The 19,814-nt window shown below is 46.1% G+C and carries 11 protein-coding genes; 4 read left to right on the forward strand and 7 right to left on the reverse strand.

The window, feature by feature from the left end:
- Positions 1-244: 244 nt before the first annotated feature.
- Both dnaK and H6F66_RS11995 read right to left on the reverse strand, forming a co-directional pair.
- Positions 245-2,161 (reverse strand): molecular chaperone DnaK, encoded by a 1,917-nt coding sequence (dnaK, locus tag H6F66_RS11990; protein ID WP_190421448.1) that lies wholly within the window; start codon positions 2,159-2,161, stop codon positions 245-247.
- 204 nt (positions 2,162-2,365) lie between these two features.
- Positions 2,366-2,542, reverse strand: coding sequence for a hypothetical protein (locus H6F66_RS11995; protein WP_190421450.1), 177 nt, complete (start codon positions 2,540-2,542; stop codon positions 2,366-2,368).
- A 29-nt stretch (positions 2,543-2,571) separates the two neighbouring features.
- Here H6F66_RS11995 and dusB point away from each other — a divergent pair, with 29 nt between their 5' ends.
- From dusB to H6F66_RS12010, 3 genes are all read left to right on the forward strand, one after another.
- Positions 2,572-3,627, forward strand: coding sequence for a tRNA dihydrouridine synthase DusB (gene dusB, locus H6F66_RS12000; RefSeq protein ID WP_190421451.1), 1,056 nt, complete (start codon positions 2,572-2,574; stop codon positions 3,625-3,627).
- 73 nt (positions 3,628-3,700) lie between these two features.
- Positions 3,701-5,467, forward strand: a complete 1,767-nt coding sequence (locus H6F66_RS12005; RefSeq protein ID WP_190421455.1) for a serine/threonine-protein kinase — start codon at positions 3,701-3,703, stop codon at positions 5,465-5,467.
- Positions 5,468-5,581: 114 nt separating this feature from the next.
- Positions 5,582-7,342, forward strand: coding sequence for a serine/threonine-protein kinase (locus H6F66_RS12010; RefSeq protein WP_190421457.1), 1,761 nt, complete (start codon positions 5,582-5,584; stop codon positions 7,340-7,342).
- Positions 7,343-7,644: 302 nt separating this feature from the next.
- Here H6F66_RS12010 and H6F66_RS12015 read toward each other — a convergent pair whose 3' ends face one another.
- Positions 7,645-8,568 carry a DMT family transporter gene (locus H6F66_RS12015; RefSeq protein ID WP_190421458.1) on the reverse strand — a complete coding sequence of 308 codons (924 nt, stop codon included), beginning with the start codon at positions 8,566-8,568 and terminating at the stop codon, positions 7,645-7,647.
- A 131-nt stretch (positions 8,569-8,699) separates the two neighbouring features.
- Positions 8,700-10,757, reverse strand: coding sequence for an NAD-dependent DNA ligase LigA (gene ligA / locus H6F66_RS12020; RefSeq protein WP_190421502.1), 2,058 nt, complete (start codon positions 10,755-10,757; stop codon positions 8,700-8,702).
- A gap of 207 nt (positions 10,758-10,964) precedes the next feature.
- On the opposite strand from ligA, the gene H6F66_RS12025 reads away from it, so the two are divergent.
- Positions 10,965-12,218 (forward strand): glycerophosphodiester phosphodiesterase, encoded by a 1,254-nt coding sequence (locus tag H6F66_RS12025; RefSeq protein WP_190421460.1) that lies wholly within the window; start codon positions 10,965-10,967, stop codon positions 12,216-12,218.
- A gap of 54 nt (positions 12,219-12,272) precedes the next feature.
- On the opposite strand, the gene H6F66_RS12030 is transcribed toward H6F66_RS12025, so the two are convergent.
- The 3 genes from H6F66_RS12030 to H6F66_RS12040 form a co-directional block, all read right to left on the reverse strand.
- Positions 12,273-16,691, reverse strand: coding sequence for a CHAT domain-containing protein (locus H6F66_RS12030; RefSeq protein WP_199295509.1), 4,419 nt, complete (start codon positions 16,689-16,691; stop codon positions 12,273-12,275).
- Between the two features lie 345 nt (positions 16,692-17,036).
- Positions 17,037-17,951: a class I SAM-dependent methyltransferase gene (locus H6F66_RS12035; RefSeq protein WP_190421465.1), complete on the reverse strand. Its 915-nt coding sequence runs from the start codon at positions 17,949-17,951 to the stop codon at positions 17,037-17,039.
- Between the two features lie 149 nt (positions 17,952-18,100).
- Positions 18,101-19,768, reverse strand: coding sequence for a DUF3352 domain-containing protein (locus tag H6F66_RS12040; protein ID WP_190421467.1), 1,668 nt, complete (start codon positions 19,766-19,768; stop codon positions 18,101-18,103).
- Positions 19,769-19,814: the final 46 nt, after the last annotated feature.

Here is a 19,814-nt window from a genome sequence, read left to right on the forward strand (position 1 = left end):
GCATGGTTGAAAAGCCGCGTTCGCAAGTTGTTACCCCAATCCTCAAGTTTACGAGAGGCGATGGAATCCGTTCTCAAGCAGGCAGCGTCCTAACAAGCATGAATACAGCTATATGTACAGGAACGCAGAGGAAGTTTTAACTCTGCGTTCTTTTGCGTAAAAAAAAAGATTGATGAAGTGCTTTTAAGCGCTCATCAACCTTTGTTTTTTAGTAAGGGTGGGGTTTCCCCACCCTTACAGCTAATTATTTGGATTCAGTGAAATCAGCGTCAATCACATCATCTGGTGAACTACCGGAAGGCGGAGTGGAACCGCCGCCAGTGGGATCGCCAGTGCCATCGCCTGGGGTTGCGCCGCCAGCTTGCTGATAGATGTTGCTACCGATGGTGTAGAGAGTTTGTTGCAAGTCAGTGGTGAGGGACTTGATGCGGTCGTCGTCTTCCTGAGCGATCGCTTCGCGCAAATCTTTGACCAATCCATCTACCTTAGTCTTGTCAGCAGAGGGAACCTTGTCACCCAAGTCAGCCATTTGCTTCTCAGCTTGGTAAACGAGGGAGTCAGCTTGGTTCTTACGGTCAATCTTCTCACGACGCTCCCGGTCAGTTGCCGCATTTTGTTCGGCTTCCTTAACCATCCGCTCAACTTCGTTTTGTGGCAGAGTCGAAGCACCACTGATGCTAATCGATTGCTCTTTGCCAGTACCGCGATCCTTAGCAGTTACATTCAGGATACCGTTGGCATCGATATCGAAGGTAACTTCAATTTGTGGCATTCCACGAGGAGCCAAAGGAATACCATCTAGACGGAAGATACCCAACTCCTTGTTGTTCGCCGCCATCTCCCGTTCGCCTTGCAGAATCTTGATTTCCACGTTGGTCTGATTATCTACAGCAGTAGAGAACACTTCAGACTTTTTGGTGGGAATCGTGGTGTTGCGGGGGATAATCTTGGTCATCACACCACCAAGGGTTTCCACACCCAAAGATAGGGGGGAAACGTCAAGCAGCAAGATGTTGGTTACTTCACCCGAAAGCACACCAGCTTGAATTGCAGCACCTACGGCTACCACTTCATCCGGGTTAACGCTTTGGTTCGGGTCTTTGCCCAAAATCCGCTTTACCAATTCTTGTACTGCGGGAATCCGGGTGGAACCACCAACCAACACAACTTCATTGATCGCAGCTTTATCTAACTTGGCATCACGCAGAGCGTTCTGTACCGGAACGCCGCAGCGATCGATCAAGTCGGAGCAGAGTCCTTCAAACTGAGCGCGAGTCAGCGTCATATCCAGGTGCTTCGGGCCATCCTGGGTCGCAGTGATGAAGGGCAGGTTGATTTCTGCTTGGGTGACGCTTGACAGTTCAATTTTGGCTTTTTCAGCAGCTTCAGTCAGGCGCTGGAGGGCTTGACGGTCTTTGCGGAGGTCAATACCTTCGGCTTTCCTGAATTCTTCAGCTAAGAAGTCAACGATTTTCTTGTCGAAGTCGTCACCACCCAGGTGAGTGTCACCAGAGGTTGCTAATACTTCAAATACGCCATCGCCAACTTCTAGGATGGACACGTCAAAGGTACCGCCACCAAGGTCAAATACCAGAATGGTTTCGTTGCTCTTTTTATCAAAACCGTAAGCCAAAGAAGCGGCGGTAGGCTCGTTGATAATCCGCATTACTTCAATCCCGGCAATCTTACCAGCATCTTTGGTGGCTTGGCGCTGGGAGTCGTTGAAGTAGGCGGGTACGGTGATTACAGCTTGGGTAACGGTTTCTCCCAGGTACTTGCTGGCATCATCTACCAGTTTGCGAAGCACTTGAGCAGAAATTTCTTCTGGTGCAAACTGCTTACTTTGTGCGGGACAGTCTAACTTAACGTTACCGTTGCTGTCGCGCAGCACTTTGTAAGAAACTTCCGTGGCTTCGTGGGTAATTTCTTCAAATTTACGCCCCATGAAGCGCTTCACCGAGTAGAAGGTGTTTTCGGGGTTCATCACCGATTGGCGTTTGGCGATTTGTCCGACTAAGCGATCGCCATTTTTGGCAAATGCTACTACCGATGGTGTGGTGCGAAAACCTTCTGCGTTAGCAATTACCGTGGGTTTACCACCTTCCATTACTGCTACGCAGGAGTTTGTCGTACCTAAGTCAATTCCAACAACTTTCGGCATAAGGGTTTCTCTCGGTTCCTATAACTACAAAACTGCAAAACTGGGAATACAAAAGTACAAGTTGAACCAGCAAACGTTTAGTCTGATCGCCGAGTGCGTACTGTTATATATACTGAGCGCGAGTTGCTACTCGATGAAGGGGGGTTTTCCGAACCTAGTTTGGGACGGTTAAACTTGCGAAGCCATTTTCCTTCCTTCATCCACCTATCTGCTGCTGATTGCTATCACTGTGTCTACTCTAAGGAAATCTTTGGCTCTCGGTAGGGGTGCAACCCGTAATAAATCTGTTGTATTTGCCGTCTTGGAGGGGTTTAACTGCAAAGATGCTGCATAAGGCGAAGGGAACAGAGGACGTGAGAGGTGCTGAGAAACGGCTACCATAAAAAAGCCTCGTTTGCCTGATAAGGTTTATGATTTCCCTATCTCCCAGCTTAAAATCTAGACTCTCCACTCCTCTCAAAATTGGCTCTTTTGAAGTAAAAAGCCGCGTCTTACAGTCGCCTCTCTCTGGGGTGACTGATCTAGTGTTTCGGCGTTTGGTGCGTCGTTATGCACCAGACTCGATGATGTACACCGAGATGGTAAATGCCACAGGGCTGCACTATGTGAAAGAACTTCCTAAAATTATGGAAGTAGACCCCAACGAACGACCCATTAGTATTCAGTTGTTTGATTGTCGCCCAGATTTCTTGGCGGAAGCAGCTGTAATGGCTGTGAAAGAAGGGGCGGATACAGTTGATATTAATATGGGTTGTCCAGTTAATAAAATTACTAAAAATGGTGGCGGTTCTTCTTTGTTACGGCAACCGGAGGTCGCTGAGGCAATTGTTCGGGCGGTCGTGAAGGCGGTAAATGTGCCGGTGACGGTGAAAACCCGCATCGGTTGGACAGATAAGGAAATCAATATTCTGGACTTTGCTAAGCGCATGGAAGATGCGGGGGCGCAAATGATTACGGTACACGGTCGCACCCGTTCCCAAGGTTACACTGGCCCTGCTAAGTGGGAGTGGATTGGTAAAGTGAAGGAAATTCTGTCGATTCCAGTAATTGCCAATGGCGATATGTTTTCCGTAGAGGCGGCGGTGAAGTGTTTGGAACAAACCGGCGCGGATGGGGTGATGTGTTCGCGGGGAACTCTGGGTTATCCCTTTTTGGTAGGGGAAATTGATTATTTCTTGAAAACTGGGCAAGAAAAGACGCCACCAACGCCGATACAACGGCTGGAATGTGCAAAAGAACATTTGCAAGCTTTGTGGGAATATAAAGGCGATCGCGGTATCAGACAAGCTCGCAAACATATGACTTGGTATGCCAAAGGTTTTGCTGGTGCTGCTGAGCTGCGCGGACATCTTAGCGTGATAGAAAATCTTCAGCAGGGTTTGGAGACAATCGATCGGGCGATTGAACGATTGGCTAATTCTACAGGTTCGCAAGAGGTTGAGGAGTTAGAGTTGGTGGAGGTTTGAGGCGCTGAGGAAGAGGAGGGAAAGGAGGGCGATCGCATAAAATTGATCGTCATCTACCCTTATCTTTATGACCATGAGCAACTTTCCTGATTTTTTTAGCCACGGCTATCAAGTTATCCGAGAACTTGGTCACAATTATACTGGTGGTCGCATCACTTATTTGGCAACTGATACCAGGATTCAGCAGCCAGTAGTTATTAAACAGTTTCAGTTTGCTAAATCTGCCTCTAATTGGTCTGGTTTTAAGGCATATCAGCGCGAGATTCAAGTTTTACAAGGGCTGAATTATCCTGGTATTCCTTGCTATCTGGATTCTTTTGAAACTGGCGATGGCTTCTGCATGGTGCAGGAATACAAAGATGCCCAGTCTTTAGCTGTACCGCGCAGTTTTTGTCCAGATGAAATTAAGCAAATTGCTATTTCTCTATTAGAAATTTTGGTATATTTGCAAAATCGCATTCCTCCTGTAATTCACAGGGATATTAAACCAGAAAATATTTTAGTTGACAAGGAATTGAATGTTTATCTTGTCGATTTTGGCTTTGCCAGAATTGGTGCTGGAGAAATAACGATGAGCAGCGTAGCATTAGGTACGCTAGGCTTCATGCCACCAGAACAATTATACAATCGCCAACTAACCGAAGCAACCGATTTGTACAGTCTCGGAATGACTCTGATTGGCTTGCTGACGGGGACAAAATCAACGGCAATTGACACCTTAATTGATGAAGATAATCGAATTAACTTTAAGCGGCTAGTTCCTAAGCTCAGTCTGCGCTTTGTTGACTGGTTAGAAAAGCTGGTGCAGCCTAATCCTAAAAACCGCTATGCCAATGCTGCTGCTGCCCTAGAAGCACTCCAGCCGATTTATGTTAATCGCATACCGGAAGTTCAGTTGAGTCAATCTAGGTTGGAGTTTAAGGCATCCAAACTTGGTAAAAGGGTAACTCAAACTATCACGGTAAATAACCCTATCCCAGAGACGGTTCTAGAGGGCAAATGGGAAGTGGCACCGCATCCCAGCGACCCACCGCATATGCCAGATGACCATGCTTGGATTAAATTTGCGCCAGCAAGGTTTGCAAGTAATTGTGCTGAGTGCAGAATTACCGTGGATACGAGTAAGTTGATGGCAGCTACAAGCTATGAACGCCAGATTTTATTGCACACAAATTCCGCAACAGAAACTTACTCTCTAACCATTCAAGTTCAGACAGATGGTATTCCAATTGCAACTAGGAAACTGCCCTATTTGTCCCTGGCTCTGCTAGGTGGGATTTGTTTCAGCTCGGTTTGGCTTGTTTCACAAATTTGGCTTTTACCGCCTGAATTTAGCGCTGTTTTAATGCTCATAGTCTTTGGCGGAGCCTTGCTTGAGGCTGTATTTGGAGGTGTAGTTGAGAACTTGTGGAAGCATTTTCCGTTTGCACCTAAGTTAGAGCCACCGCCTGGACTTGGAGGTATTATTCTGTGTTTGGTTTTGTGGCAGGTTATCCTTTTTAGTGTTGTGATTATAGTATGCTTTTATGTCGTTTGTCTGATTTTTTATGCTTTGGCTTGGGTTGGGGCTTATCTTGTATATACAGCCAAGAAAATACAAGCTGAAATAAAGAATAAAGGATTTAGCAAAGTAGCTAGTATTGCTATATTGATTCTGACAATAGGGTTGGGAAGTAGCCTGGGAGTTGGGATGAAGTTAGGAGCCTCGAATCTATTTGCGTTAGCAGCAGTATTGGGGACTGGTTTACCCTTAGCTGGAATGATGCTCTATCCACCTTTGCAGCGACGCAGACTCATTGCACAATATCGCAAATCTGAGCAACACTTAATTAAACCATAATTATTTAATTTAGGCGATTATACTGCCCTGTCTTTTTTATACAGCGCGAAGGAAAAGAAAGGAAGGATAGCGATCGCCTAGAATAGACGCCATCTACCTGCATTGTTTGCCGTCATGAGCAACTCCTCACACACTTTAAGTCGCCGTCCCCGCTATCAGACCCTTCGAGAACTTGGGCGCAATCGCGCCGGGGGTCGCATCACTTATCTGGCAAAGGATAACGTCACAGAGCAGTTAGTCATCCTGAAGCGATTTCTATTTGCCCAAGTTGGGTCTGAATGGTCGGGTTTTAAAGCTTACGAGCGCGAAATTCAAGTCTTGCGAGGACTCGATCATCCGGGAATTCCCCGTTATCTCGATTCCTTTGAAACCCCATCTGGTTTCTGCATGGTACAGGAGTATAAAGATGCCCTGCCTTTATCCGCTCCGCGCAGTTTTGACCCGGATGACATCCAAAAAATTGCTGTTTCTGTCCTAGAAATTCTTATTTATTTACAAAATCGGATTCCATCTGTAATTCACCGGGATATTAAACCTGAAAATATCCTCGTGGACGAGCAACTAAATGTTTATCTGGTGGATTTTGGCTTAGCTCGAATTGGCAGTGGGGAAATGGCAATGAGCAGCGTCGCCGCCGGGACATTTGGGTTTATGGCACCCGAACAGATATACAACCGCCAGCTAAACGAAGCGACCGATTTATATGGTTTAGGCGCAACACTCATTTGCTTGTTAACTGGGACAAAATCAACAGCAATTGACACCTTATTTGATGAAGATGGTCGGCTTAATTTCAAGCCGCTGCTTCCTAAGCTGAGTCTGCGCTTTGTGGACTGGCTCTCAAAAATGGTCGAACCCAAAGCAAAAGACCGTTTCCCCAATGCTACGGCTGCTTTGGAAGCTCTCAAGCCGATTTATGTTAATCGCTTACCGGAAGTTAAATTTAGCCAACTGGCTTTGGAATTAAAAACAACACAACTAGGCGAAAAATTAACTAAAACCGTTAGTGTTAATAACTCCGTGCCAGATACACTGCTTGAAGGTACTTGGGAAGTTGCACCCCACGAAAGTGATCCGCGCTATTCCAATTCTCATGCTTGGATTTCTTTTGAACCAAGTGTATTTAAGAGTAATCATGCTGATTGCAAAATTACCGTAAATACTAATAAGTTGATGGCAGATAAAACCTACAGCCGTCAGATTTTATTACACACTAATTGTTCCCCAGAAACTTACCCGCTCACGATTACAGTTCGCACAACTCTGCTTGAAACTCCAAAGCCGCCTTATATTTCAATGGTTTTGCTGTTAGTAATTGCTTTGGCAATGACTGGGTTTTGGACAGGTGCGATCGCTTGGATGGTAGCAGTCCTATTCAAATTTGCCTCTTGGCCATCTGTAGCAATTTTTCAACTTGGAGTAATAGCGGTATTTGTGGCTTGGTTTTTAGCCGGAACTCTACTTGCTGCGGTTGGAATCAGAACTGTAATAGGCATCAAGATTGCAGCTTGGTTGACAACTTTGACAATGTTAGTTGTTTTGTTATCATCCGGGTTCTTACCAGCGGCTATTGCTGCCTTAGGAACCTTGGCAGGTCTAGTGATTGGATTTGTAAATGGGGCGGTAATTAAGAATTATAAGGAGAGAGGATTTACTGAAAAGATTGCTGTTAGTAGCGCACTTTTGATAACAGGTTTAGGCATGAGCTTAGGCACGGGATTCAGTGTAGGGTTCCTCAATTTCTTTTTGTTTTCATCCCTACTAGGAACCAGTTTATCCTTAGTTGCCATGATGTATTATCCATATCAACAGCGAGAAAAATTGATGGCTGAGTATCGCCATGCAGCACGAAATAGGCGTCTAATTAAACCCTAGGAGATGCAATAGGGTTTTATTCTCTACTACTTGAGCCAATTTATAGCAGTCCTAAATGATTCGTGAAAGCTAGATACCCGACTTCTCTAAGAAGTCGAGTATCTTAACCGCTGAATTACAACTTAAATAGGATTGCTATATCAGGCAATGATGTTAACAATGCAATTCAGTAACTAGAGGAAATTAGCAGAGAGGAAGAGGAAGAAACAGAATGAAAAGCCAATACACTTTAGAAAAGGGAAAATCTCTTCTAGAACCTAAGACTTTTGAGGAGTCTTTTCAGGTCGGATAATATTCTAAGATTAACGCGATTTTCCCAACGCGATCGCTATTGAGCCAGATACTACTGAAATTGCTCCAAAAATCCCCAATATTGTGAGTTTTTCCGGGGCGATTAAACTAGGTAAAAAAACCGCTACAGCGGACACAGATATCAAAGTTACAATAGGAGTAATAGCTAAAACGGCACTTACTCGCGATGCTTCCCAGTGTTCCAAAGATTCGGCAAAAGCACCGTAAGCAATAACAGTATTCAAAGCACAAAAAAGTAGCATTCCTAAATGTAAGGGATTCAGTGTAAGAATCGGTTGCGGTGTGATAAACGGAGTAAACAAAATTGCACAGCCGCCATAGATTAGCAGCATAATGTTAGAAGAAGGCAATTTTTGCAAAAGCTGTTTTTGAGCTAAAGCATAAATAGCCCAAGTTATAGCTGCCAGCACAATTAAGCCACAGCCAATTAAATATTTGCCCTGGGCTGTAATTAAGTTAGTTAATTGCTCGTGAAAGAACAGCGCGAATCCTAGAGTTAGTACAGCTAAACCTATCCATTGACGCAAAGTATAGCGTTCTTTAAAAATAGCTAAGCCGCCCAAACCCATAAGCACGGGAGCCATTTGAATGAGAACTTGGGTATTAGCTGGCGAAGTTAGCTGCAAACCTTGTAGAAAAAGGATGTAATTAGCTGCTAAAAATAAGATAGCGATCGCTAACAATCCTATAGGCGTTGTTTTCAGTTTTTCTACTGATGGTAATTGTTTCCGTGCCGCTAAATAAATCGCTAACAATCCAAAAGATACCAGAAAGCGAAACCAAGTGACGGTGTAAACATCCAACGCTTGCAGCGTCACCGTCAGAGCAATAGGTAGAATTCCCCATAGGAATACAGTCACAAGCGATAACGCTAGTCCTAAGCGCCATCTACCGGAACTAGAATGAAGTTGCATTGGGATTAATCCGATTTTTGGTAAAATAAGCCTGACGACTAAAGTCTGCCGGGTACTTTCAAGGAAAAGGAGCGTTACGCAATAAAAGCGCACGCTCCCTACTCTTTCCATTGTGTGTTTGCTGATGACATCTAATCTTCGACTATTTCTAGCAATTGGGCTTCACTCAACTGGGTGATTCCCAATTCTTGAGCTTTTTCCAACTTAGAACCTGCGTCTTCCCCGACAAGTAAGTAGTCAGTTTTGGCGCTGACAGAATTTGTCACTTTCCCTCCAGCTTTTTCTATGAGTGCTTTCGCCTCATCTCGCTTCAGCGTGGGTAAAGTGCCAGTAATCACAAAGATTTTGCCCTGTAAAAACAGATTTTCTTGTGGAGTGGGCATTTTCCCCGCCTCCTGATTGGCGAGTTGTAACCCAGATGCCTTGAGTCTGTCAATCAAAGCCTGATTCGCAGGAACTCGGAACCACTGATAAACAGCTTGGGCAATTTCGGGGCCAATGCCGTAAACTGCTTCAATATTGGTTGCTGATGCAGAAGAAAGCTGCTCAACTGTGGTGAATTTTTGAGTTAAAGTCTGAGCATTCACGCTACCGACGTGACGGATTCCCAAACCATATAATACTCTAGACCAAGGTTGAGTTTTTGAGTGCGCGATCGCATCCACCAACTTCTCGGCTAACTTCTTGCCCATCCGTTCCAAAGATGCCAACCTGTCAACCGTTAAATCGTACAAGTCAGCAACCGAATCCACCAAACCTTTATCAACCAACTGGTGCATCAGCTTTTCGCCCAAGCCGTTGATATCCATCGCGTTGCGACTCGCCCAGTGAACCAGCGCCCCTTTTAAGATAGCTGGGCAAGACGCATTCACGCAGCGCGTCACCGCCTCATCTTGTGGTTTTACTACTGGCTGATTGCACACTGGGCAACAGGTAGGCATTTGGAAAGGTTGCGTACCAGATGGGCGAAGTTCTTGCAAAACACGCACCACTTCTGGTATAATTTCGCCCGCCTTGTGGATAATTACTGTATCGCCAATGCGGATATCAAGCGATCGCACATAATCGCTATTGTGTAACGTAGCTCTTTGTACGGTAGTCCCAGCCAATTGCACAGGCTGCAACTCCGCCAGTGGTGTCAGCGCCCCCGTCCGTCCCACATTCACGGAAATATTTTCCACCCGCGTCGGAGCTTGTTCAGCCGGATATTTCAGCGCCACAGCCCAGCGGGGAAACTTCTGCGTAAATCCTAGCTGCTCCTGAAGCAGAATCGAATTCAGCTTCACCACCACCCCATCAGTCATGTAGGGCAAATTCAGCCGTTCTGTATCCCAGTATTCATAATAAGCCTGCACATCCTCTAAAGAGCGGCAGAGTTTCCGATTCGGATTCACCCGGAAACCCATCTCTTGCAACAATTCCAGCGATTCCCACTGCGTTTTAGCAACCTCAGCATCATCCTTACCGGGAATTTGCAAAGTATAGGCAAAGAAATCCAGCCGTCTCTGCGCCACAATTCGCGAGTCTAACTGCCGCAAAGTGCCAGCCGCCGCATTGCGGGGATTGGCGAATAGGGACTCGCCAGCAGAGGAGCGTTCCTGATTGATTTGTTTAAACACCTCCAACCCTAAAAACGCCTCACCGCGCACCTCAACGCGACCAGGAGGATTGTCTAGATTCAACCGTAACGGAATCGAACGAATCGTCCGCACATTTTGGGTAATATCTTCACCAGCGACACCATCACCCCTAGTTGCTCCCCTCACCAGAATCCCATTTTCATAAGTCAAAGCTATAGCAGAACCGTCAATTTTCAGCTCACACACATATTCAATCTCGCCTAACCCTCCCTGAGCAAGAGGAGATTCTTGACGGTGGCGCTGCCAACGTTCCTGCCATTTAGAAAATTCCTTCATATTGAAGGCATTTTCCAGGCTGTAGAGGGGAATATTGTGCCTTACCGATGTAAATTGTGATGCTGGGCGTTCTCCGACGCGCTGGGTAGGGCTATCGGACGTTATCAGTCCGGGATACTTGCTTTCTAAGTCTTGCAGTTCCCGATACAACTGATCGTAGACAGCATCCTCCATGATGGGATTATCAAGGACATAGTAAGCTAAGCTGGCATTCTGCAACAGCTGCCGCAGTTCCTGAACCCGTTGTTTGACTGCCTGTGTCACCTGTTCCACGGAGTCTATCCCCACCAAAAACTTATAGCCGTTCGATTTTAGTGTAACTAGCAAAACCCCCTATCTGTTTCTCGTTCCCAGCCGGAAACTGGGAACGAGGAGCAAATTTTAATCCGTATTTATACTTAAATTAACCTAAATTGCTCTCTAAGCTTAATGTCATACCTGTATATTCACTTAGGCATATTCATTTACTTAGCTGAAATTATGTTTCGTTCTTTGAAGTTGGTATTATTAGCAACGGCAGCTTTGGCACTTGTACCTGTTGGTGAAGCAGCAGCCGCAACTTTAACGGGCGCACCCCCGATTGTAATTGGACACCGGGGAGCCAGTGGCTATCGCCCAGAGCATACGCTGGCTGCTTATGAGTTAGCAATTGACATGGGGGCTGACTATATTGAACCAGACGTAGTTTCAACTAAAGACGGCGTTCTGATTGCTCGTCATGAAAACGAAATTTCTGGAACCACCGATGTTTCCAGTCGTCCAGAATTTGCTGACCGTTACACCACTAAAATTATTGATGGGGCAGAAGTAGAAGGCTGGTTTACCGAAGACTTCACTCTAGCAGAAATCAAAACTCTCCGCGCCAAAGAGCGTCTTCCCCAGCTGCGTAGTACAGCTTATGACGGTTTATACGAAGTTCCTACTCTGCAAGAGGTTATTGACCTAGCCAAGCGCAAAAGTGCGGAAACTGGTCGCACCATTGGTATTTACCCGGAAACCAAGCACCCCACCTACTTTAATTCTGTGGGTTTATCGCTGGAAGAACCTTTAGTAGAAATCCTCACGGCTAACGGGTACACTGATGCTGACGATGCGGTTTTCATTCAGTCTTTTGAAGTTGCAAACCTACAACGACTGAACACCTTAACGAATGTCTCTCTGGTTCAGTTGTTTGGTGGAAGTGGCTCTCAGCCGTATGATTTTGTTGTCAGTGGGGACTCTCGGACTTATGGCGACTTGGTAACTTCTACAGGATTAGCAGGTATTGCCGAATATGCACAAGGGATTGGCCCTTCAAAAGGGTTAATTATACCTTCTGCAACTGTGGATCGCGATGGGGATGGTAAAGCTGACGATCTGAATGGGGATGGTGTGATCAGCGATGCTGACAGGCCATTAAAAGAACCTACCACGCTGATTGATGATGCTCACGCGGCGGGTTTGCTTGTTCATGCCTACACTTTCCGCAATGAGGACTTTTTCCTGGCTCCAGAATACAACGGAAACCCAGAACTGGAGTACGAAAAGTTCTTGAAACTTGGCCTTGATGGCTTGTTTAGCGATTTCCCAGATACTGCTGTTGCTGTCCGCAACCGTGTGGCTGGAAATCCAAATCAAGCAGTTCCCGAACCAAGTTCGTTAGCAATATTGGGTATTTTACCGTTAGCAGAAATTCTGCGCCGTCGGCAAAATCAAGGTGGGAAGAAAGCAAAAAAAGCGATCGCATCCTCATAGACAATAGAATAGACACAAAGATTTTTGCGGGTCGTAGGGGCGAAGCATTCGCCCCTACCAAGGACTGCCAATCATTGTGAAAGCTGCCCAGTAAAAGGGATGAGTAAAGTTTTTATCTCCCTGGTTGGCGAAGTTGGGAGGCATTGGTATATCTCCAGCCGAAGTATGCAATTGACCTCCCTTAATTTCTACCTCTCCCCGCAACATTGCTATCTGCGCTTGTCGCAACGCCTCGGCTTTGATGGGGGCTTTCTTCAACTGCTGGTAAAACTCACTCATCAGTACCAGGGTCGCCTCATCGGAAACGTACCACAGACTTGCCAACGCCGATTGGACACCCGCCTGCACAGCCAACCCAGCAAAACCTAATTCTGCTTGTTCATTCCCTAACGCTGTGCGACAGGCACTTAGCACCAATAATTGCACTGGCGGGTTATTCCACTCTAGTTGGCGCAACTGGTTGAGTCGCAGCTGAGTATCCCACAACTGAATATAAGATTTACTGGGTTCACCAGGCTTAAATTCTGCATGAGTGGCAAGGTGGATAATTCCAGAGGGGTTCTGCTGACGTTGCGCTTTGAGATTTTTCAGGGTAAAAGCTTCGTTAAGAAAATATTTCCCTTCCCACAGATACTGGGTAATTAAAGATAATTCTACTGGCACTGCTGGTAAGGGTTGCAGATTGGTAAATTGCGATGCCCCCATCGCTAAAATTTGGGATTCTTTGATGTCGCTGCTGCGGGTATCGGTGAGGCTGAGACTTGGCATTAGTCCTACACTGTAGCGTTCTACCAAGAATTTTTCGCCATCGTGAAGGGCGGCTAAGGGCAAGGAACGCAAGCCGGTGTCCATGATAAATACAAGATTCTGGATGCCCAGGTTTTGTAAATCTTCTTTGATGGGTGCTACTAGCCATTGATGGAGTTGCTGGGCTGGGGCGAGGTAACTCCGAGTATTTCTGGGGCTGGAGATTTGGTTGCGGAAGTCGTCAGCAACTTTGAGAACTTGCGATCGCGTAGCGTATGCGCCTCGTGTACTCGCTTCTACTCGTTTGCGAACTATTTCACCCTTGGCGGTGACTACTACCAGTTCGAGTTGGTCGCTAGAATTTGAGGCTGGAGAATTGGGAATTGGGAATTGGGAATTGCTCCTATTTTCCCCTGTTTCTGGTTTCAGCAATGGTGGCACAAAAACTACATATATAAGTGCTGGTTTCACACCTGTTGCTGTTTCAGTTTGTTGGAGTACGTTGCGGGCTTGTGCCAAATTTATCGGCGCAGTATCGGTTGTTGTACCCAGATATTGTTCAACTTGGTTGGTAAAGTAATTTTCAAGTCCAGCTACCACCGCGTCTACTTCAACGTTAGGAACACTATAAGCGATCGCACTCTGGGAAATTGGATATGCCTGTGGTGGTGCGGAATTTTCACTTAGTTGATTTGGATTTGGTGGCGGTGGATTGGGATCTGATGGCGGTGGATTGGGATCTGATGGCGGTTGATTGGGATCTGATGGCGGTTGATTTGGGTCTGGTAATGGCGAGTTTTGAGTAATGATTTGGATATTGCCTTGAGTGAAGCTACTTGCAAAAGAACGCTGCGGCGCGATCGCATTATCTACAAGTCTGCTGCCAGTAGTAATTGCACCAGCAGTACCATTCACAGTAGCATCGCCGACTACAAAAGGAATACTCTTGGCTCCGCCGCCATGTTGGATAGTTACCTGATTACCATTTAGTCCACCAACTGTAGAAATGCTGGCAGCGATCGCATTTTGGTTCGGAAAAGTAGCGATCGCCCGAAAAAAGTTATCAGTGGTAATGTCAACTCTACCACCTGTGCCAGAAACGCCACCTTGGGCATTTATATAGTTAACTTGAATATCATTAGGAGTCTTCAAGGTGACAGCACCACCATTCTCCGTAGAACTAGAATTAATTATTCCCGCAGTGATGTTGCCGTTGCTAGTAGTAAGGCTAATCTCCCCACCATTGGAGTTAATTTCACCAAGCTGATTAATATCGCTTGTCGCTGACAAAATAACTGGCCCCCCTGGGGTGAAAATATTTCCTACCGTAATGCTTCCCGGACTTGCTACAGAACTAGAAGTAAGCGGTGTCAACAGAAAAGCACGGCTTTGTCCGCCGATGAAACCAGTTCCCACGATTTGCCCAACATCATTGACAGCTGCGGCAGTTTGCAGAAAATCCCAGCCAGAACTGGGAGAAATCAAGTTATTCAGGTCTGAAATTATGCCGTTTTGCCAGAGAAAAGCACGAGTGTTCTGGTTCGCACCTTCCGAACTACCGACAACTTGACCGATGTTGTTGATGTCGTTAGCGCGGCTGAAGTTATCGCCTGGTAGAGTTCCGAGTGCGATCGCGCCATTTCGCCACAGCACAGCTTGAGAGTTGCCGTTTGCCGTCTGCGAATCCCCGACCGCAAAACCCGCATCATTAATGCCATAGGCGTTGCTGAAATTACCGCCTGGAAGCGTACCCAAGTTTTGAATAACGCCATTTTGCCACAGCACAGCTTGAGAACCGTTGCTAACTGTGCCTGAACTGCCGACAATTTGACCATTGTTGTTGATGGCGTTGGCTCTGCTGAAGTCATTGCCGGGGAGGGTTCCGAGGTTTTGGATAGCCCCGTTTTGCCACAAAAAAGCCTGATTATTACCGTTTAAGTTAGTAATCCCAACCACCTGAGCGAGATTGTTGATATCGTTGGCTTGAAGAGAGTTATTGCCTATGTTTTGAATAGCGCCGTTTTGCCACACTACAGCATTTAAGTTGCCGCTAAAAGTGCCTGAATTACCAACCGCCACACCAGCATCATTGATAGCGTTGGCGCTGCTGAAGTCATTATCGGGGAGAGTTCCGAGGTTTTGGATAGCGCCGTTTTCCCACACTACACCGCTAGAGTTTCCATTAGCGATGTTGGAAACACCCACCACTTGACCATTATTGTTGATGTCATAGGCGTTACTTAAGTTACCGCCTGGAAGCGTGCCGAGGTTTGTAATAGAGTAGGAGCTTGAGCCGAAGTTGGGCGGATTTTCCAGATTGGTAACGCCTGCTCTTAAAATTAAGGCGGGAGTGCTGCTCAAAATGGGAATATCTGGGTCTTGACCAACAATGAGTGATGTATCTGCTCCCGTAATGACAATATTGCCAGCTGTGATATTGCCTTTTGCCTCTATTTTCAGCGAAACTCCCGTATAATCGCCAAAGTTAACATCCCCTACTGAGCTAATAATCGGGTCATAGAGACTGACAAATTTTCCAGGGTTTCCCAGTGTGTTGCGAATCGAAAAGTCGCCGCCACTGCTAAAGTGAGCATCCCCAGAAATATTGCCATCGCTAATTAAACTGAGATTTCCACCACTGGTAAAGGGCGTTTTTGGGTGATTTAGCGCCAGAATATCGATGCTTTGATTGCCTTGAATGTATAAATTGCCTCCAGCTTGGGCAACAAAGCTTTTTTCCACGCTGTCCCGGACTCGCACTGTCTCTGTGGCTTGCAGATTCAAGTTTCCAGTAGTGTAGAGTTGACTTTCTACCAGCGTCAAATTGCGTGCCGAGAGTGTCGCTGCTCCCGCCGTCACCTCCCGCGCTACCACATCTCCAGCTGCTACTGGCAACCCAGATCCGGTTAATTGTATGCGATCGCTATTAACTGTTATTCCAGTCGCATTCCTCAATTTCCCGCCTGTCAATAACTGGGGAAGAGAGAGGGGTTTAATTCCAGTCGCTAGTCCCCCGTCCCCAGTTCCCACCTCTATACTCAGCAGATTTCCCGGCTGACTCACGCGCACCGTACTCTCACCCGGCACCGCCGCCACGATAATATTACCCCCAGGGGCAACAAGTTTTCCTGTACTGATGACAGTGCCGCCTAACAAAGTTAAATTTTGTCCTGCACCAACTGCTAGAGAACCTGCATTAATAATTGCCCCCGGCTGATTTATCGTAAAGGCAAAGCTGGTGGGATTGCCTACTAGAGCCGCATAATTATTTGTACCAATAGCACTAAACCAATTTTGATTAAAACCAATACCGTTGGCGGTGGTAGCGGTGAAGTCACCCGGTACGTTAAGAATAGCTTTTGGGCCAAAGATAATGCCCGATGGGTTGAGTAAAAATAGGTTCGAGTTGCCACCAGTAACCTGAATTAAACCGTTAATTATTGAGGCTTTGCCCCCAGTTACACGGGAGAGTATGTTCTCAATATTTGGGTTAGAAAGAAAGTTAGCTATCTCATTAGGGCGGATACCAAATTCGGTGAAACTATGAAAGAGATTTACTCCATCTCCGGATAGATTTCCGCCGCTAATGTTGATAAGATTACCGTTAGGGGTGATGACGGTAGCAGTGCCGTCAGTAGCTGGGATAATAGATTGCGAGCGCGCTGGTTGTTGACCAATAGCTCCGACCAGGGAAAGTGCTGCCAGTAACCAAAGAACTTTTTGCATAAGCGATCGCATGATATCTAAATCTCTGCGCTCCTTGAGACAATTTCAGATGCACTTCAATTGCACTCAAGCACTGTTCTATAGGTTTACGCAGTCACCATATTCTGCTTTTTTCCTCAGCTTAGGCAATCTATCCTAAGCTCGACTTTATCGATTTACCGAGAAACTGCGATCCCCGAAGTCCAAACCCATGTAGCAGCCTTAAACAATTCGTGAAGGCGAGATGCCCGACTTCTCTAAGAAGTCGGGCATCTGAAGGGCTGGCTCACAACTCGTTTAGGACTGCTATAGTCCTAAACGAGTTAGAAAATTTTTTGTAGCCCTCTCGTCACGAAAGCGACAGTATTACTTTTGTGAGATTACCGTGCGGTGGCGAGGAGTATTGAAAGTAATAGTGGGTACTTTGAATCCTGCCTCTACTAGCGCCTGTTCAATATCTAAGGCAAAATATTCATCCAGGTAAGGCTCGGTACTCTTGAGCAATGTCAAGATATACGGTGGCATCTTGATGTAAATTTCCGACTTTGGGTTCATATCCATAATTGCCAAATGGCCACCGGGACGCAGTACGCGCCGGGCTTCTCTCAAAATTTGCATTGTTGCCGATTGAGGCAACTCATGGCACATCAGAAAGATGGAAACTAAATCAAACGAAGCATCTGGCAATCCTGTAGATTCAGCAGCTGCGTGAACCCACTGAATTGATTTCTGACGCTGTTGCGATTGGTATTGGGCAACTGCCAGAAAGTAGGGAGACAAGTCTAAGCCAGTGATTTTTGCCTGGGGATAGGCATCTTGCAGGGCAAAGGTACTCATCCCGACACTGCACCCCAAGTCTAAAATATCTTGCGGCTGGGTGGAAATTTGGCTAGTGAGAATATCGAAGAAACTTTGGCGAAGTCTAGCATCTCCCTGGCTACCAGCATCTTTCCAAACACCAGCATGAACGGCATAAGCGGCGACTTCTACCTCCCAAGCAGCCTCCCAGCTTAAATTACCGCTTTCGTAGGCATGAAACGATCGCACATAGTATTCTGGGTAAACTAGCTCTGGGTTTTGTACTTTCTCTAACCCAGTTCCCCAGTCGAGTTGCGATAGTTCCTTTACTTGCTTTGTCCAAGGTACTCCAATTCTCTCGGCGCGTTTAATCATCATAGTTCGCGCCTGATGCTTGGCAAGATTGGCTAACGGCTTGATCGCCAGCAACCCATTCACCAAGCGCGAAGATATTCCGGGAGCAGTTTTTACAGCAGTAGTCATTAGTCCCTAGTTATTAGCCATTAGTTATTAGTTTATTGTTTGTTGTCTGTTAGCGTTGCAACGTTTGAAGGTTGAAACGGTGGCTAGGGATTTTCCTTCCAACTTTCCAACTCTTCCCTGACTGCTGACTAATGACCAATAACTATTGACTAATTCCCAGTTTTCTGCTTTAGGGCTAGTAACACCTCAATTTCAGCAGTTGTTTTGTCAGACTGAGTAGCAGTTAGACCGACACCCCGAATGGAATTGAGAACAGCGGCTGTTTCTGGCGCGATCGCATTCTTTTGGGAAGCAGGTAGCTGGCGATTTACTAGAGACATGGTTTTGTCCATATCTAGGTAAAAGTAGCCTGCATTTGGCTTGTGCAACGACGCTGTGGCGGCTTTAAACGATGGGCTATTGTCCAAAGTCTGGCTGGGTTTGGTGGCGATCACATCAGCGATGGGGCCACCGATAGCGATGAACATGGTGTTTTCATCTATCCAACCACGTCCCAAAAATGCACCTTGTTGTGGTATCTGCCATTCAGTGACAGCTTTACCTTTAACATTTCTTTGGGCTACCGTGATTGAGTTACCTTTAGCAAGTGCATCAAGTTTACTGAAGGTATTTTCAGCGGTTTTGCGATCGCTTGTTTGAAACACCAAAGCTCCACCAAAGCCAACTGGCGCTAAAATACCTTGACTAGATGGAATTGCAGCCATAGCAAATTCACCATCCATCCAACCAAAGATATCTTTATCTAGGTCAAGATTCAGGCTTTCCTTTAGTTGTAGGCGTGTTTGTTCAAATGCTTTCTGGGCTTCGGGATCTTTTTTCGACTGTTCAACTACCGCATCCCAAGTACGGCTGATACCACCGCCGCTGATCAAGGCAATAGTATCAGCAGGAAATTGAGACACCACATTGCCAGCATTGGGTTTATACTCTGCTTGCACAACCGCTGTCGGGTCTATCTTACCAATCGCCTTCATGCGTATACCCGCATTATCGACCCCAACACCGATAACCATTGACTTCAATGCTTTCAGCTGCTTTATTGTTTCTGGAGGTAATGGCGTTGCATTAGGATTGGTTGCCAACAATTCCTCTACCATATTGCCGTAATCAGGCACATAAAATTGAGCTAAGGAGTTCTGTACGTTTGTACTCTTCGAGAGAATATTGGCTGCACCTTCTTTACCAGCAAATGAAGGCTGACCTTTGAAGGTATCAATCGCTAATTCTACAGTTTTTCTTTGGTCAGACAACACTAAATGGTTATTTAAAACCGCTGTATAAGTTTTGCTAGATTTCCCTTGATCTTCGGTTATTTTGATACCTTTGTAGTCAATTTCCTTGCTTCCAGCTTTTTTCACCTTCTTGGCGAAATTCAAGGCGCTAATTTTATCCTTGATACCGACAACCATCAAAACATTCGGTTCCTGTGTGGATTGTGGCGTAGCTTGTACAGGTTTTACTGGAGACGATGGCAGCACAGCAAACATCACGCTACCTAGCCAAGGCTTAATGTCTTTCTCATAAGAGACGTTGGATTCAGTCAACATATCTTTGTTGAAATTGTTTAAACCTTTGGCAACTAACTTTTGGGCTTCCGGGGTGCCGAACTGTTCCAATTGCGCCCAAGCTTTCGGATCTGTGGAGACAAAACCTGCCATTAATGCTTCATCTGGCACCACTTTGGCACTCCCCAGAGGACTCGTCGCATCGCCACCCAAACCACCTTTGAGGTAAAGATAGCCACCTACGCCACCTGCAATTAAAACGGCAGTACCAACAACAATAGGAACTAAACGATTTGGTTTTGTTTCAGACATTTTAATTTTTCCTCGGTTTATTTCTTCTTTGATTGTCGTCGCTGCT

Source organism: Trichocoleus sp. FACHB-6, from assembly GCF_014695815.1.
Lineage (GTDB): Bacteria > Cyanobacteriota > Cyanobacteriia > Cyanobacteriales > FACHB-T130 > Funiculus > Funiculus sociatus.